The 16,013-nt window shown below is 41.2% G+C and carries 14 protein-coding genes; 5 read left to right on the forward strand and 9 right to left on the reverse strand.

The window, feature by feature from the left end; translation table 11 throughout:
- Nucleotides 1-132 precede the first annotated feature (132 nt).
- Nucleotides 133-1,128 carry an adenosine deaminase gene (gene add, locus AC1PJ9_RS01835; protein ID WP_311086615.1) on the reverse strand — a complete coding sequence of 332 codons (996 nt, stop codon included), beginning with the start codon at nucleotides 1,126-1,128 and terminating at the stop codon, nucleotides 133-135.
- A gap of 401 nt (nucleotides 1,129-1,529) precedes the next feature.
- Between add and AC1PJ9_RS01840 the strand changes: the two genes are divergently transcribed.
- Nucleotides 1,530-2,705: a zinc-binding dehydrogenase gene (locus AC1PJ9_RS01840; protein ID WP_311086616.1), complete on the forward strand. Its 1,176-nt coding sequence runs from the start codon at nucleotides 1,530-1,532 to the stop codon at nucleotides 2,703-2,705.
- Nucleotides 2,706-2,795: 90 nt separating this feature from the next.
- On the opposite strand, the gene AC1PJ9_RS01845 is transcribed toward AC1PJ9_RS01840, so the two are convergent.
- Nucleotides 2,796-3,743 carry a LysR substrate-binding domain-containing protein gene (locus AC1PJ9_RS01845; RefSeq protein WP_001254611.1) on the reverse strand — a complete coding sequence of 316 codons (948 nt, stop codon included), beginning with the start codon at nucleotides 3,741-3,743 and terminating at the stop codon, nucleotides 2,796-2,798.
- A gap of 245 nt (nucleotides 3,744-3,988) precedes the next feature.
- Between AC1PJ9_RS01845 and AC1PJ9_RS01850 the strand changes: the two genes are divergently transcribed.
- From AC1PJ9_RS01850 to AC1PJ9_RS01860, 3 genes are all read left to right on the forward strand, one after another.
- A complete protein-coding gene (locus AC1PJ9_RS01850) occupies nucleotides 3,989-5,209 on the forward strand; it encodes an acyl-CoA dehydrogenase (RefSeq protein ID WP_032048091.1) in 1,221 nt (406 codons plus the stop codon).
- 225 nt (nucleotides 5,210-5,434) lie between these two features.
- Nucleotides 5,435-6,757, forward strand: coding sequence for an MFS transporter (locus AC1PJ9_RS01855; protein WP_311086617.1), 1,323 nt, complete (start codon nucleotides 5,435-5,437; stop codon nucleotides 6,755-6,757).
- A 52-nt stretch (nucleotides 6,758-6,809) separates the two neighbouring features.
- Complete coding sequence (locus AC1PJ9_RS01860) at nucleotides 6,810-8,039, forward strand: CaiB/BaiF CoA transferase family protein (protein ID WP_311086618.1); 1,230 nt, start codon at nucleotides 6,810-6,812, stop codon at nucleotides 8,037-8,039.
- An 85-nt stretch (nucleotides 8,040-8,124) separates the two neighbouring features.
- On the opposite strand, the gene AC1PJ9_RS01865 is transcribed toward AC1PJ9_RS01860, so the two are convergent.
- Nucleotides 8,125-8,784: a VOC family protein gene (locus tag AC1PJ9_RS01865; protein WP_311086619.1), complete on the reverse strand. Its 660-nt coding sequence runs from the start codon at nucleotides 8,782-8,784 to the stop codon at nucleotides 8,125-8,127.
- A gap of 14 nt (nucleotides 8,785-8,798) precedes the next feature.
- Nucleotides 8,799-9,347 carry a TetR/AcrR family transcriptional regulator gene (locus AC1PJ9_RS01870; RefSeq protein ID WP_004703632.1) on the reverse strand — a complete coding sequence of 183 codons (549 nt, stop codon included), beginning with the start codon at nucleotides 9,345-9,347 and terminating at the stop codon, nucleotides 8,799-8,801.
- A 96-nt stretch (nucleotides 9,348-9,443) separates the two neighbouring features.
- On the opposite strand from AC1PJ9_RS01870, the gene AC1PJ9_RS01875 reads away from it, so the two are divergent.
- Nucleotides 9,444-9,977 carry an HPP family protein gene (locus AC1PJ9_RS01875; RefSeq protein ID WP_311086620.1) on the forward strand — a complete coding sequence of 178 codons (534 nt, stop codon included), beginning with the start codon at nucleotides 9,444-9,446 and terminating at the stop codon, nucleotides 9,975-9,977.
- Nucleotides 9,978-10,054: 77 nt separating this feature from the next.
- Here AC1PJ9_RS01875 and tcuB read toward each other — a convergent pair whose 3' ends face one another.
- The 5 genes from tcuB to tcuC form a co-directional block, all read right to left on the reverse strand.
- Nucleotides 10,055-11,188: a tricarballylate utilization 4Fe-4S protein TcuB gene (tcuB, locus tag AC1PJ9_RS01880; protein ID WP_311086621.1), complete on the reverse strand. Its 1,134-nt coding sequence runs from the start codon at nucleotides 11,186-11,188 to the stop codon at nucleotides 10,055-10,057.
- On the reverse strand, nucleotides 11,178-12,584 hold the full coding sequence (gene tcuA, locus AC1PJ9_RS01885) for an FAD-dependent tricarballylate dehydrogenase TcuA (protein WP_311086622.1): 1,407 nt from the start codon (nucleotides 12,582-12,584) through the stop codon (nucleotides 11,178-11,180). Before tcuA ends, tcuB begins: the two co-directional genes overlap by 11 nt.
- A gap of 103 nt (nucleotides 12,585-12,687) precedes the next feature.
- The gene (locus AC1PJ9_RS01890) at nucleotides 12,688-13,617 is read right to left on the reverse strand and encodes a LysR family transcriptional regulator (protein WP_005302910.1); all 930 of its coding nucleotides are present in this window, start codon (nucleotides 13,615-13,617) and stop codon (nucleotides 12,688-12,690) included.
- 131 nt (nucleotides 13,618-13,748) lie between these two features.
- Nucleotides 13,749-14,543, reverse strand: coding sequence for a substrate-binding domain-containing protein (locus AC1PJ9_RS01895; RefSeq protein WP_311086623.1), 795 nt, complete (start codon nucleotides 14,541-14,543; stop codon nucleotides 13,749-13,751).
- A gap of 86 nt (nucleotides 14,544-14,629) precedes the next feature.
- Nucleotides 14,630-15,940: an MFS transporter gene (gene tcuC / locus AC1PJ9_RS01900; RefSeq protein ID WP_311086624.1), complete on the reverse strand. Its 1,311-nt coding sequence runs from the start codon at nucleotides 15,938-15,940 to the stop codon at nucleotides 14,630-14,632.
- Nucleotides 15,941-16,013 lie beyond the last annotated feature (73 nt).

A 16,013-nucleotide genomic window follows, 5' to 3' on the forward strand; every position in this document is an offset into this window, starting at 1 on the left:
TCTCTGTTCTCTGTTCTCTGTTCTCTGTTCTCTGTTCTCTGTTCTCTGTTCTCTGTTCTCTGTTCTCTGTTCTCTGTTCTCTGTTCTCTGTTCTCTGTTCTCTGTTCTCTGTTCTCTGTTCTCTGTTCTCTGTTATTGATATTTCTGTCTTAACTCATCTTTTTCTTGATGTGATAAAAATGCGATTTTAAGTCCATTTTCTTGAGCTGTATAAATTTGCTCAGGACTTAAACCTGCCAATGGGGCAGCAGTTAAATATTCATGCTGTATCTCAATGCCTTCTACTGCTGGGTCATCCGTATTAATAGTGGCAAGTACATCATGTTCTAAAAAAGTCTTTAATGGATGCTCTGCTAAAGAAGGCACTGTGTTGGTTTGAATATTTGAAGTAAGGCAAGATTCAATACCAATCTGATGTTTTGCCAAATAATCTAGAAGTTTTAAATCTTGAACTGCTTTAACACCATGTCCAATTCGTTCAGCACCTAATTCTTCAATGGCTTGCCAAATACTTTCGGGACCAGCAGCTTCGCCTGCATGTACGGTAATGTGCCAACCTGCATCACGTGCTTTTTTAAAGTGATTAATAAATAAATTGCCCGGAAAACCAAGCTCATCTCCAGCAAGATCCAGCGCTTTAATATCATTTTTATGGGCAAGTAGGGCATTTAACTCTTTTTCGCAGGCTTCCTGACCAAAAGTACGACTCATAATACCAATTAAATTCGCTTTTACGCCGTACGCTTGGCTGCCTTCTTTTACTCCAGCAATCACAGCTTCAACTACGCCTTCAAGTGGAAGTTGATGGGTCATACCCATGTAACCCGGTGAAAAACGTAGTTCTACATAGTCTAGGCCTTGCTGTGCTGCATCCTGCATGTTTTCAAAAGCAATACGTTTGCAGGCATCTAAACTGGCTAATACTTTTACGCCCCAATCGAGCTTAGATAAAAAACTTAATAAGTCGGGTTGGTTATCCATCACTTGTACGTGTGGTCGTAAAGATTCAATGTCGTAAGCAGGCAAATCTAAATTGTATTGTTGCCCCAATTCTAAAATAGTTTGAATGCGAATGTTGCCATCAAGGTGGCGGTGTATATCTGTAAGCGGGAGCGTTTTTGTAATCATAGATTTCTTCTTATCTGTTCATCTTAATTTATCATGCCTGTTTAGTTGCGCTGATAAAAGTTTGGTTTTGCTATGTTTTTGTGAAAAGCGTTGAGTTGAGTTTTTTGAACTTACTATATTTGTATAAGTTTTAATTTTGATGACATTGTTCTGGCCTAAGAAGACAACGCAGTCTGTGTAAGATACGAGCACCAAGATTTTTATTGTTTTTAATTTCGCTGAGCCTTTTTTTGTTGACTCTTTAAGAGTGGATTGGCTGAAGAATGGTCATTGGTATTTTGCCTTTTAGTTGTAAAGATGAATAAAGGCTTGCTAAAGACCAAACCGATAAAGCGATTAATTTATCTGTAGAAATCTATTTCTGGCAAGTAAATGAAAAAGAAGAAATAGGAAGCACTCAAATGAAGTCGGTACTTTGTCATCAAGCAACTTTGCAAGTAGTAGACCAACCGAACTTAACACCTGCAAAAGGTCAAGTTTTATTGGAAGTAGTGCGATGTGGGATCTGTGGTTCAGATTTACATATGCAGCATCACTGCGACCACATGCATGATTTGGCTGCACGTGTAGGGTTTAATGGTTTAGCCAAGTCTACAGACCCATTTGTATTGGGACATGAATTTTGCGGCAGGGTTTTAGACTACGGTCCCAAAACACGTCATAAATTTAAAGCCGATACACTCGTTTGTGCAATGCCGCTTTTAAAGGTAGATCAGCATGGTTATTTGTCTACAGGGCTTTCCCCAAATGCTTCGGGTGGTTATGCCGAGCAAGTATTGGCTCAATCAAGCTTGATGTTTGAAGTACCCAATGGTCTAGATGCAGATAGTGCTGCCATGACTGAACCTATGGCGGTTGCATTGCATGCTGTTCGCCGTAGCCGTGTAAAAACAAGTGAACCTGCGATTGTGATTGGCTGTGGTCCTGTCGGGCTAGGTGTCATATTAATGCTTAAAGCTGCTGGGGTTAAAACCGTAGTTGCCAGTGACTTTTCTCCAAACCGACGTAAGCTTGCCGAGCAATGTGGTGCCGATATTGTGGTAGACCCTAAAGAGACATCGCCATTTGCCAACTGGAAAGAGTTTGGTTTGCTTGGCAATGTTTCTGATGCCATTAACATAGGTATGGGGCTGTTTGATAAGTTACAAGCGACTCGCTTACCGTGGTGGCATGGATGGCGCATGATTGATAAATTAGGCGCTCTACCAAAACGTCCTGTTATTTTTGAGTGTGTCGGCGTACCGGGTGTTTTGCAGCAAATTATTGAAGGTGCACCTTTGTTTTCCCGAATTGTTGGGGTGGGCGTGTGCATGCAAAGTGACAAAATCGAACCCGCACTTGCGATTAATAAAGAGCTAGAAATTCAGTTTGTGTTGGGCTATACACCACTTGAGTTTAGAGATGCGCTGCACATGATTGCAGAAGGTAAAGTGAACTGTTCACCGCTCATTACCGGTGTTGTTGGCCTAGAAGGCGTAACTAATGCATTTGAAGCGTTACGTGATCCTGAACAGCACGCCAAAATCTTGATTGACCCGAAACGTAGCGCTTCAGATATTCAATTAATGAGTCATTAATTTCAAAGTCATTTATGCTCAACTAAAAAGATTGTGATTTGATTAATCACAATCTTTTTTTATGCGTATAGATCACACAAAGTGGCTCAGCTAATTCGTATTAGTCTTTAGTTGTTCTAGTTCTTGGTAAATCCATTCAACAAATTTTTGAATGGTTGGGGTTATGTCTTGGCTTGAATGGATGAGATAGTATTTTCGGCTACCTTTTAGTTTCTTATTGGAAACAATCACCAGTTCTTTTTTTTGTAGTTCAGACTCAATCAACATTTGTGGAATTAAAGCCATTCCCATGTCATGACTGGCAGCAACGGCAAGCATCGAAAATAACTCATGGCGCTGTCCATCAAAAGGCTTAGGGTGCTGCATCTGATGAGTTAGAAACCATTCTTGCCAAATGCTAGGCCGAGTGGTTTGTTGTAGGAGAGGGATTTTTAATAAATCTTCTGGGCTTAAATCATAGGTATTTTCATTGATCATGACTGCATCTGGAAAATACTTTTCGATGAGCCTCGGCGAGCACACGGGTACAATTTCTTCATCCATTAAATAATGTGCTTGTATGCCGGGCCAGTGATCAATTTGCTGCTGCGTACCTGCAAAAATAGCGGCGTCAAAAATATTGTCATTAAATAAAAAGGGCTTGGTACTGGTTTCTAAGTGAACCGTAATTTCAGGGTGTTTTTGATTTAAAAGATGGAGCTTGGGTAACAACCAGCGCGTTGCAAAGGTAGGTACTACACCTAACTTTAGTGTGCCACCTAAACCTTTATGAGAAATCACATCGGCTGTACATTTCTCTAGTCCTAACAAGTAAGGTTTAATGCTTTTAAAATACTGCTGACCTGCAATGGTGAGTTCAACGCCATGCCGAGTACGTATAAAGAGTTCAACGCCCAAGAAATCTTCTAATTGTTGAATTTGGCGCGAGACTGCACTTTGGGTAATACATAACTCTTGGGCAGCATAGGTATAACTTAGATGTTTTGCTGCACTTTCAAAGCAAATCAGGCCCTGAATGGATGGGATACTTCTTCGCATAAATAAATCCTTTTATTTGTCATCATATTTCAAAACAGCATATGACCTACATGCAGATATCAGAGTTTAGTATAAAAATAAGCCATTTTTAATGAAATACAACGAATTAAATATGTAAATTTAATGCCTCTTATTTTAAATATGCGTAAAGCGCATATCTGCATGAACATTTATCGTTTGATTACTGCATTTTTCACGCATAACATCGAGTTAAATAAAGAAGATCCAATCAAGCAGAGGATGCGATGAATCACATGGTGACAACAAAAAAAGCAAAAGTTCAATTTAACTGGCAAGATCCATTTTTAATTGAGCAACAGCTTAGCCCAGATGAGCGCATGATTCGTGATGCGGCTCATGCCTATTGTCAAGAACGTTTGCAACCCCGTGTACTTGAACAATTTCGTCATGAAACAACAGATCCATCTATTTTCCGTGAAATGGGAGAGCTTGGCTTACTGGGTCCAACCATTCCTGAGCAATATGGCGGCGCGGGTTTGAACTATGTGAGTTATGGTTTGGTTGCGCGTGAAATTGAATATGTAGATTCGGGTTACCGCTCTATGGCGAGCGTGCAAAGTTCATTGGTCATGGTTCCGATTCATGAATTTGGTACCGAAGAGCAAAAGCAGAAGTACTTACCTAAACTTGCTACTGGTGAATACATTGGCTGTTTTGGTTTGACCGAACCTGATCATGGTTCAGACCCGGGCAGTATGATTACCCGTGCTAAAAAAGTTGATGGTGGTTATCGTTTAAGTGGCGCAAAAATGTGGATTACCAATAGTCCAATTGCCGATGTATTTGTCGTCTGGGCAAAAGAAGTTTCTGCTGAAGGCAATGTCGGTGATATTCGCGGCTTTATTTTAGAAAAGGGCTGGGAAGGTCTATCTGCACCTGCCATTCATGGCAAGGTTGGTTTACGTGCATCGATTACAGGTGAAATCGTGATGGATAACGTATTTGTACCTGAAGAAAATGCATTCCCTGAAATTCGAGGTTTAAAAGGCCCATTTACCTGTCTAAATAGCGCCCGTTATGGCATTGCATGGGGCGCAATGGGTGCTGCCGAGTTCTGCTGGCATACCGCACATCAATACACCATGGACCGTAAACAATTTGGTCGCCCGTTAGCTGCAAATCAGTTAATTCAAAAGAAACTGGCAGATATGCAAACTGAAATTGCATTAGGTTTGCAAGTGGCTTTACGTTTTGGCCGTATGAAAGATGAAGGTATTGCATCAGTTGAAGGCACATCCCTAATTAAGCGCAATAACTGTGGAAAGGCGCTTGATATTGCTCGTATGGCACGTGACATGATGGGTGGAAACGGCATTAGTGACGAGTTTGGTGTGGCACGTCATTTGGTCAATCTTGAAGTCGTAAATACCTATGAAGGCACACATGACGTTCATGCCTTGATTTTAGGTCGTGCACAAACAGGCATAGCCGCATTTAGTAACTAACTCATTCATTTTTAAAGGTAGAGGTGTTCTTTCGGGAGCATCTTTAGGTTTTTTTACGCAAAAATTTATGGAAAATGACAAGATTCATCGTAAGGATACTCATGTGAAGATGTGCCTCTGTGTACTTAAAACAAAATTTAAGGTATTGAAAATATAGAAGATTAAGTTATGCAGAAAACATAAGTAAGCTACCGATGACTCATTTGGGAAAATGAGGAACTAAAGATGAACAATGACGTTCAAGTAATATCGAAAGAATTAAGAAATACATTTCCAAGTAACCTTGGAACATACGAAAGGATTGGACCTCATACATGGAAATGGGCGTTGTTATTTGCCTATTTTGCGATGGTGGTCGATGGCATTGATATTATGCTGCTATCTTATAGCTTGACCAGTTTAAAGGCAGAGTTTGGTTTAAGTACCTTTCAGGCTGGTGCATTAGGCAGTGCTTCTTTAGCAGGTATGGGTATTGGCGGTATTTTGGGTGGCTGGGCATGTGACAAGTTTGGCCGTGTACGAACCATTGCCAACTCGGTGACTTTCTTTTCTGTAGCGACTTGTTTGTTAGGCTTTACGCAAAGCTTCGAGCAATTTATGGCTCTACGTTTTATAGGTGCTTTAGGAATCGGAGCACTCTATATGGCGTGTAATACCTTAATGGCTGAATATGTGCCAACCACTTACCGTACAACGGTCTTGGGCACGTTACAGACGGGCCAGACTGTAGGTTATATTGCTGCAACCCTTTTAGCAGGGGCAATTATTCCAGATCATGGCTGGCGTGTTTTATTCTTCCTGACCGTGGTGCCTGCTTTTGTTAATATTTTCCTGCAACGGTTTGTACCAGAGCCAAAATCTTGGCAGCTTACCAAAATTGAAAGCTTGCAAGGTAACAGACAGCCTAAAGAAAGAGCAGTAGCTGAAAAGCCAAAGAGTAGCAGCATTTATAAGCAAATCTTTAATAACTTTAAGCACCGTAAAATGTTTTTGTTGTGGATGACCACAGCATTCTTCTTACAGTTTGGTTATTACGGCATTAACAACTGGATGCCAAGTTATTTAGAAACAGAAGTGCATATGAACTTTAAAAACTTAACCAGTTATATGGTGGGTTCATATACAGCAATGATTCTAGGAAAAATTTTAGCAGGGTATCTTGCTGACAAATTTAACCGCCGTGCTGTTTTTGTGTTTGGAACAATAGCCAGCGCAGTGTTCTTGCCAATCATTATTTTCTTCAATACTCCTGACAATATTTTGTATTTATTGATCACTTTTGGCTTTTTATATGGCATTCCATATGGTGTAAACGCGACCTATATGGCTGAAAGTTTTTCAACCGATGTGCGCGGAACAGCCATTGGCGGTGCTTACAACATTGGTCGTGTCGGGGCAGCGATTGCACCAGCTACCATTGGTTTCTTGGCATCGGGCGGTACGTTTACCATGGCCTTTATTGTGATGGGTGCTGCGTATTTTGTTGCGGGTGTATTGCCAGGCTTATTTATTAAAGATCGTCAATACGATCCGCAAAGACAATCATAAACAATGACAGGAAGGTACGTTGAGTACCTTCTAAAAAGATAAGGGTATCGTTATGGGTGCATTACAAGGAATTCGGGTTTTAGATTTAAGTCGTGTGCTTGCGGGGCCATGGTGCGGGCAAATCTTGGCAGACCTTGGCGCGGAAGTCATTAAAATTGAACGTCCTCGAGTCGGTGATGACACCCGCATGTGGGGGCCACCATGGATGCCCGATCAAGATGGAAACATGACCCGTGAATCTGGCTACTTTCAGTGTACCAACCGCAATAAATATTCTGTTGCGGTGGACATTACCACACCCGAAGGTCAGGCTTTAATTTATGAAATTGCTAAGACTGCCGACGTGGTAATTGAAAATTATAAGACAGGGTCTTTGGCTAAATATGGTTTGGACTATGCTTCCTTAAGTGAGTTAAACCCAAATATTATTTATTGCTCAATTACTGGGTTTGGGCAAGATGGCCCACGTGCAGAAGAGCCCGGCTATGATTTTATTATTCAGGGTATGTCAGGCTTAATGAGCATTACTGGTGAGCCTGATGATGTGGCAGGTGGTGGTGCGCAAAAGGTTGGAGTGGCTGTTGTAGATATTCAAACTGGATTGTATTCCACCATTGCCATTCAAGCGGCACTGATTGCACGCTCACACACAGGACGCGGTCAATATATTGATATGTCACTCCTTGATGTGCAGGTCGCGGCACTGGCAAATCAGGGAATGAACTATTTAGCTTCGGGTAAAGCCCCACAGCGTATGGGCAATCAACACCCAAGTATTGTGCCGTATCAAACTTTTAAGGCTAAAGATAAAGAATTTATTATTGCTTGCGGTAACGATAAACAGTTTAAAGATTTGTGTGTTGCGATTGGTTATCCAGAGTTACTCGAAAATGAAAAGTTTGTGCGTAATCAGGATCGCGTAAAGTATCGAGATGAACTGATTCCTTTATTGTCGGAGCACTTTTTACAGAAAACTGCTAAAGAATGGGTCGACATGATTCATGCGCTTAAAGTACCCGTAGGTGTTATCAACTCTATTGAAGATGCTTTGGCTGAACCACAAATCGTCCATCGCAATTTGGTAGTGAATATTCCTCATCGTTTAAATGAAAACCTCCAAACGATTGGCTCACCAATCAAGCTGTCTGATACTCCAGTTGAATATCATCATGCACCGCCTGAGTTAGGTGAACATACTGCTCAAATCTTATCAAGATTTAAAACAGCAGAAGAGCTTGCTGCATTAAAGGAGAAAGGCATTATTGATGGGAAAATTGCTTAGGGCATTGTCGTTTTTAATGTGATTCAATTTAAATAAAAACTGTGATTTGCAATAAATCACAGTTTTTTATTAGAAACTAAGCGTTTTAATATTTAAAAATAAGCGGTAGCTCTGGTCTGAAATCATGAATCATTCCTTGAGGTTCATGATCAAAACTAATTTCCATTAAATGCTCCGATCCATTAGTCACTTCAAAATTATCAACTGTATTGAACAGTAACGAAGTCGGGTGCTGCTCTAGGTTTGGAATAGAAACTTTAATCGCGGTGATTTCTGATAAATCTTTGCTATGAACAAGTGGTTGTTGTTTTTCTTTTACGGCAAGGTCTGGTCGTGAAGCAAATGAGAGGAAGAACCACATTGGTTCAGATACAACAGCATCTTTGGCAATATTTATTTCTAAGCTGGCAGGTAAATAGCTTGGCTTGTAAACCCAATTAGGAAATTTTGCACCGTTATCATCTTTATTTTTAGGGCGAAAACAAATACCAAAAGGGGACGCGATATTATTTTGAGTACTTAGTCGCTCAAAAAGCAGAGTCGGTTTTGTGAGATCACTTGAAGCTTCTTCGGGGTTATTTAAAAAGATTAATTCGATAAAGCTATTTTTAAAGAAAAAGCGTCTGTTTTCTGTACCTTGACCCGGGTGCTTATTGGATGAACCTTCTGTTAGACCGAATTTTTTTAAAGTTTCAGCTTCGGGAGCGCCTGATTGTACACAAATAAAAATATGGTCCACTTCCATTTTAAGTTCTCATGCTAATGTTGATGAATATTAAATAATTGATTAATAGAATTTTTCATGTTTATCGCAAGTGTTTCATCGAAACCATCGACTAAAAAGCGGCTAATTAATCCTTCAATCACCGTATAGATCAGCTCAGATAAAGCTTCACCATTCGGTATATTGCAATTTTCCGCAATCAACACTTTAATCCATTGTTTATGGGCTTTAGAAATAGAAATAATGTCTTGATCATCTTGGTTAGATTCAGCGACTGCTCTTACAAATAAACAGCCTTTAAAAAAATCTTGTCTAAACCAATTGGTGTGCCAATCCAGAATCTTATTGATGGCCTCTAACCCTGTTGCATTTCCAACATAGCCCAAAAGGCTTTGCTTAAACCTTTCATCACGTGCAACGAGCACAGACTTAACCAGTTGATTTTTATTTTTATAGTACGTGTACATCGTGGTTTTTGAGCAGCCAGATTCATCGCGAATCAGGTCGACACCCACCCCGACAAAACTATTTTCGTTAAATAACTTCTCGGCTGTATCTAATATTTTTAAGGCAGATTTTGACATAAAACTTTTCCAAAAAATAAAATAGTACAGATCTGTACTATTTGAAATTTTATCTATATGCTTTTTAAAAAGCAATGTCTGTTTGAGGAAAAAACCATGTTCTCGATGTTTTATGGCAAAGAAAAATTGGCTCCATCGCCCACTAAAGTTGATGTTTTAAGAAGCCTTATTGGGGGGACAGTCAGTATTTTTATACTTCTATGGTTGAGTAAGCTCACACACAATATCTTTATCATGGCGCCGTTTGGTGCGACCTGTGTATTGCTCTATACCGTGTCGCAGTCACCTTTGGCACAGCCCAGAAATATCATATTTGGGCATCTTATTTCGGGTTTTGTAGGTTTGTTTTTTCTAAAATTTGTCGGTATTTCCATTTTTACAATTGCTTTTTCAGTGGGCTGTGCCATTGCGCTCATGCAAGTGTTTAAATGCGTTCATCCACCTGCTGGGGCCAATCCTTTAGTTATTTTACTCACCGCAAGCAGCATACATTACCAGTGGAGTTTTCTAATTTTCCCTGTTTTGGTCGGTGCAGTGTCTTTAGTTTTGGTGGCGATGCTGATTAATAATATTAAAGCGAGTACCAAGTGGCCGATGTATGGCTTGGGAATTTTAAATAGTAAAAAATAGGCAAGCTATGAAGTATTTTGAGCTTAAAAAAATGAAAGTATTCACTACGCCAAGATAGTGAATACTTTTGAATGAAATTATGACTTCTTAGACATACGTTCTTCGATGGCAAATTTGAGTAAAGAAGCACTGCGGTAAAAACCGTGTGCGAACTTTCCAAATGGCATGGTAATAAAGAATGTCATGACCGTAGCTAAATGGAAAATCAGTAAAAGCGCCATGTATGGAGAATTACGAAATGCCATGAGGGCTAAGCCTGAAGCACTGACTAAAATTAAAAGGAAAATAAAGCCTCGATCTACAGGTTTTTGTTCGCGGTCACCATGTAATGGATGGCGTTTAAGGTTTAAATAGAGCAAGCCAGATGGCCCAACCACTAAGCCAAGTCCACCCAACGTACCTAAAATAACAGGCAAGCTAAAGATAGGGTACGGCGCATGTAGGTTAAGGAAATAGTGATATAAAGTTGCTACGCCTGTGGCTGCAAAGCACAGCATAAAACCATAAAACGTCAGGTGATGGAACACACGGCGGATTTGTGTGTAACGGTCATCTTGCTCATTACAGCCTTTACCATGCCCACCATCTAAATACTTAAGCGTTAATACATTTTGAGAGGCTTGAATAAGGTCTGGTTTTTCAACTTTGCCGTGAATAACTTTAGAGGTCTGTCGCCAAAATTTACTAATTCCAATGCCGAGCAAAACAATCGCAACTGTAAAGGTCGCTCCAAACAGTAGAGCTAAAAAGTTATGAGGAAAAATCGCATAGAAATTACCTTGATAGCCTGCAAACAGGCCAGTGCCTTTGTACCACACCACAGCTAACATGCATAAAAAGAAAATAACTGATAACGCCGAAACAAAAGGAATGCCCACTGATTTATAAAGTCGGCCTAGCGGTTGAGGGGTCGCAAACTCTTGGTAAGTTTCCAAACGTACTTGCGCCATTGCTTTTGGAATATTTACACCAAACTCATGTGGCGGGGCATATTGGCAAGCATGTAAACAAGCACCACAGTTATGGCATAGGTTTGCGAGGTAATGAATATCGGCTTGATTAAACTCAAGGCGCTTGGTCATGGCCGCAAATACAGCACAAAATGACTCACAGTAACGACAAGCATTACAAATCTGTAGGGCTCTTTGAACTTCTTGCTCATGGTCAGAGAGCTGAACAACTGGAATTAGGGCTTTAGTACTAGCATTCATGTTCAACTCCTTGTGAAAGTGCATAGTGGGCTGCATTTTTTCCAGCAATGCGTCCAAAGGTTGTGCCAATCGACATACCAACGCCTGCGGTATAACCCTGACCGAGTACGTTACCTGCCATCATTTCACCTGCGACAAACAGGTTGCGGCTGGCTTTATTGTTAAAACGCACCGCAGCATCGTCTTCGACTTTTAAACCTAAATAGGTAAAGGTAATGCCGGGTTTAAGCGCGTAGGCATAGAAAGGTGGGCGATCGAGAGGAACTGCCCAGTGGGTCTTGTTGGGAACAATATTTTGGGTGGTGCAGTCATCTAAAACCGTGTGGTTAAAGGTGCCTTGCATACAAGCTTGGTTAAATTCTTCTACCGTGTGACAGAAGGTTTTTGCATCTAGCCCGATTTTTTCGGCCAGTTCTTGAATGCTATTTGCTTTCACACCCGCAAACACAGGTGGCATAAAGCGACCAATGGCTTTTGAATCAATAATCGAATAGGCGATTTGCTGAGGTTGTTTAGCTACAAGACGGCCCCAAATCGCATAACGTTTTGGCCAGAAGTCTTCGCCTTCATCATAAAAACGTTCGGCTTTGTTATTGACCACAATCCCTAGTGAAACGCAGTCAATACGAGTGCAGATGCCGCCGTCGTATAACGGTGCTCTTGCATCTACAGCGACGCAATGCGATTGTGATGGGTCACCAATAATATCGGCGCCTTGATCTATCATAAATTTGAGTAAGTTGCCTTGATTAAAGCGGGTTCCGCGAATAATGAAATTATCGGCAGGCCATTCACCGTTTTCATTCTGTCCCCATGCTTCTCTTAACCATTCCAGATTTGACTCAAAACCACCTGCGGCCAATACACAGCTTTTCGCTTTAAACACACGGCCATCTTCCGCAATTGCAGCTTCAAAATGTCCTTGGTTTAACTTTAGATCTTTAATTTTTGTGTTGTATAAAATCTCAATGCCAAGCTCTTGGGCACTTCGGTAATACGCATTAATGAGGGCTTTACCGCCACCCATAAAAAAGGCGTTGGTACGTGCAACATGTAAAGCACCCGATAGTGGTGGCTGAAAATTCACGCCATGTTTACGCATCCAGTCACGACAGGTCGCCGTACTACGAATGACCAGTCGGGCTAAGTGCTCATTAGTTTTGCCCGCAGTCACTTTAAGTAGGTCTTGCCAATATTCTTCTTCTGGGTAAGCATCGACTAATACATCTTGAGGAGCATCATGCATGCAGCGAAGGTTACGAGTGTGTTGTGAGTTACCACCACGCCATTCTTTAGGTGCTGCTTCTATGACCAGCACAGACGCGCCACATTCTTTTGCCGTGAGCGCGGCACACAGTGCGGCATTCCCACCACCAATTACAATCACATCATGCATGGATTTCTCCCTTTCTCAGCTAGGGCTAATGTAGCTTTAAAAGAGAATGTGAAGTGAGAGGCTAAACTTGAATGGGTGTTTAGTAAAAATAAACACTAAGCGCTTAAGTGTTTATGAGTTTCGCACCGGGCCAACGCTTTTCATTAATCAGGTTGGTGACACAAGCACGAATCACCACTTTGGTGGCTAAAGTAGCAGGCGAGAGTTCTTCTTCAGATAGACTAATTAAATAGTTAATACGCTCAATAGCAGGTTCTACAACGCGCAGTAAACATAGGTCTTGCCGTGAGTTTAACGATGCACCCGCAGGTTGGATAGTTGCCATTTCGAGTTGGCTAATGCTTTCCATTAACAAATGCAGCCCATCAATTTCATAGGCCACTTTAAGTTGATGAATTTTCTGTTCGAGCAACAAACGTAGTCCATGTCGTTGGCTCGGTAAAATCAGCGGAAGTTCTTTAAGCTGTGAATGAGTAATGGTTTGAGTGTCGATACAACTTTCAAGATGGTACTGACTCAGCACTTCTTTAGGCGAGATTAAAAACATCTGTTCTTTGACTAAAGGCTGTATAGCCCACTGCGGGTCGACATCGTCACTAAAGATGATGGCAACATCGAGCTGCCTTGCATTGACTAATGCTTTGAGGTCACCCGATAACCCTTCAATGAGACGGACTTTAATATCGGGATAACGGTTTCTCATGAGTTTTAAAAAGTGTGTGCCTATAACCGACGCGACACTTGGCGAAAAACCGACGGTAACATGACCACTTAAACGTGAAGAGTGTGCAGAGTCTACAGCATGGTCTAAGTGCCTAAGTGCCAGTTGAACTTGTTGAAAAAAAGCTAAACCCGCAGGGGTGGGAACCGTACCCAAAGCAGTACGTTGTAAAAGGCGAATAGAAAGCTCGCTTTCTAATTTTGAGATTTGCTGACTTAATGCAGAAGTTCCAATATCGAGATTTTTTGCAGCTTTACCCAAGCTTCCAGACTCGATCACTGCAATAAAATACTTTAATTGTTTGAGTTCCACGGCAAATACTACATTGTCCTTTGTTAATTATTCTACACTGGTTTATCACTATACATTTTGTTCTATTGTGCTGAGTAAACCGCTCAAAGAGTAAAGGCAACACCCTCTCAAAATGTTGCCTTTTAGAGCTTTTATTGTTTAACCTGCTCAAGACCCTGTTCTTCAATAATTTGTGTCGCTTGAGGCGATTTCACAAATTTGATGAGTTCTTTTGCGACTTTTTCATGTTGCGAGTTTTTACCAATGCCCGCTGCAAATACAGTGACTTTTTGGTAAGGCGCAGGAATTGGACCGACTAAATCAACTTGACCATATTTGCCGGTAAACGGTTTGATTTCACTAATTTGCTGGAAACCAATATCAAACTGGCCTTCAGCAATACGTTTTGCAACGCGATCACCGACCACTTTTTCTGCTTTACCAGCAATCACTTTGTACTCGACAGGAGGGAAGCTTGGGAAAACATCTTTTTCAAGATGTGTACCGCTCGCACTTGCTGAATAACCAATGTGCTTAGCATTTAATAAAACTTTTTCAAACTTTGCCGCAGAGCTAATATCTGGTTTTGGTGCACCTTTAGGCACAGCCATGCCAATGCTTGAATTGACTAAAGCACTTTGTGAATTTGGGTCTACATAACCTTTTTCTGCAAGCTTGTTCAGTTCAGGAGCAGCCAACACCACCACATCAAAACGTTCACCACGATCGAGTCGATTTGGAATTGCAGTTGGTGATGCACCCATAGATGAACCAGACGAAAGGTGAACTGTGTGACCAGTTTGCTTTTCAAATATTGGAATGAGTTTTTCCATAGATGAATAGAAACCGCCTGAGCTAATCACTTCGAGGGTATCTGCGTTAGCAAGGGTTGAGCCTAAGCCTGCACCAGCTAGGCAAATGGTCATGAAGATAGGGGACTTTTTCATATTATCTCGCTTTAATGATAGGAGAGCACAGTACGGCTGCAACATGCGCCGTACTGTTCATTAAAATTTCAGGTTAAGGAGTTGTTTTAAGCGCTAACCTTTGCAGGTTCAGCAATCGCGTCAGATTTGTTCTGCTTAGAACCGCGACATAGATATAAACTTGAGATGAGACTACATACCGCAGCAAGCATGAGCCAGTACGCTGGTGTGCTTGCATTGCCTGTGTTTTCCACAAGGTAAGTACATGCCATTGGCGTCATACCACCAAAAATAGCGGCTGCAAGACTAAACGCTAAAGAGAAGCCAACGGTACGAACACGTTTCGGCATTACTTCGGCAAGTGTTGCCACCATAGTCCCGTTGTACATACCAAAGAAGAACGAGAAGTAAGCAAGCGTGATCAGTAAGTTTGAAAAACTAATGTCGCTCACCAACCAGCTTAAAACTGGATAGCTGGTAAAGATCGCAAGAGTCGTAATACCGACTAACACTGGACGGCGACCAATTTTGTCTGAAAGTAAGCCACCCATTGGTAACCAGAAGAAATTCGATAAACCTACAAATACAGTTGCTAACAGGCTATCTGTGACCGACATTTCTAAAGTACGTTTTGCATACACTGTGGTGTAAACCGTAATGAAATAGAACGTAGTTGTGGTCATGGCACTCATCATCATACCCGCAAGTACAATGCGCCAGTTGCTTGCCAGTGTGCTGAAAATTTCTTTGGTTGAAGGATGAGTTTTTTGCGCTTTAAATGCTTCAGTTTCCTCTAAAGTACGGCGGAATAAGAAGATTAAAGGAATGATCAAACAACCAATTAAGAAAGGAATACGCCAGCCCCATTCACTCACTTGTGCATGAGTTAAGACGGTGTTGAGCCAATAACCAAATAACGCAGCAAACACCACCGCAATTTGTTGGCTACCAGACTGCCAGCTTGTGATAAAACCACGGTTTTTATCGGTTGCAATTTCTGCAAGGTAAATAGACACACCGCCAGATTCAACACCTGCCGAGAAGCCCTGTAACAGGCGTCCAATGACCACTAAAATTGGGGCCATAATACCAATGGTGTCATAACCCGGTACAAAGGTAATTAAGATCGTACCAATAGCCATGAGGCTTAAAGTCACAATTAAACCTTTACGGCGACCGATTCTGTCGACATAAGCACCCAAGAAAATAGCGCCGAGAGGACGCATAAGAAAGCCCGCAGCAAATACGGTAAATGTCATCATTAACGAGACATATTCATTTTCAGAGTGGAAAAATTTTGCTGCGATATAAGTGGCATAGAAACCAAAAAGAAAAAAATCGTACTGTTCTAAAAAGTTGCCACTTGTTACATTTAATATTTTTTTTAAAGTAGCCCTACGGTTATTAACGACATCCATTGGAGACCTCCTTGGCCTGACAAAATGGAAACATTCACGATCTTCAAAGTTTGGACGTAAATTGATTCAATCA

Source organism: Acinetobacter sp. 70_2, assembly GCF_056736115.1.

Excerpts from the sequence above, each read along its gene's own strand:
- add (WP_311086615.1), bottom strand. The coding sequence starts at position 1,128 with ATGATTACAAAAACGCTCCCGCTTACAGATATACACCGCCACCTTGAT.
- AC1PJ9_RS01840 (WP_311086616.1), top strand. The coding sequence starts at position 1,530 with ATGAAGTCGGTACTTTGTCATCAAGCAACTTTGCAAGTAGTAGACCAA.
- AC1PJ9_RS01845 (WP_001254611.1), bottom strand. The coding sequence starts at position 3,743 with ATGCGAAGAAGTATCCCATCCATTCAGGGCCTGATTTGCTTTGAAAGT.
- AC1PJ9_RS01850 (WP_032048091.1), top strand. The coding sequence starts at position 3,989 with ATGAATCACATGGTGACAACAAAAAAAGCAAAAGTTCAATTTAACTGG.
- AC1PJ9_RS01855 (WP_311086617.1), top strand. The coding sequence starts at position 5,435 with ATGAACAATGACGTTCAAGTAATATCGAAAGAATTAAGAAATACATTT.
- AC1PJ9_RS01860 (WP_311086618.1), top strand. The coding sequence starts at position 6,810 with ATGGGTGCATTACAAGGAATTCGGGTTTTAGATTTAAGTCGTGTGCTT.
- AC1PJ9_RS01865 (WP_311086619.1), bottom strand. The coding sequence starts at position 8,784 with ATGGAAGTGGACCATATTTTTATTTGTGTACAATCAGGCGCTCCCGAA.
- AC1PJ9_RS01870 (WP_004703632.1), bottom strand. The coding sequence starts at position 9,347 with ATGTCAAAATCTGCCTTAAAAATATTAGATACAGCCGAGAAGTTATTT.
- AC1PJ9_RS01875 (WP_311086620.1), top strand. The coding sequence starts at position 9,444 with ATGTTCTCGATGTTTTATGGCAAAGAAAAATTGGCTCCATCGCCCACT.
- tcuB (WP_311086621.1), bottom strand. The coding sequence starts at position 11,188 with ATGAATGCTAGTACTAAAGCCCTAATTCCAGTTGTTCAGCTCTCTGAC.
- tcuA (WP_311086622.1), bottom strand. The coding sequence starts at position 12,584 with ATGCATGATGTGATTGTAATTGGTGGTGGGAATGCCGCACTGTGTGCC.
- AC1PJ9_RS01895 (WP_311086623.1), bottom strand. The coding sequence starts at position 14,543 with ATGAAAAAGTCCCCTATCTTCATGACCATTTGCCTAGCTGGTGCAGGC.
- tcuC (WP_311086624.1), bottom strand. The coding sequence starts at position 15,940 with ATGGATGTCGTTAATAACCGTAGGGCTACTTTAAAAAAAATATTAAAT.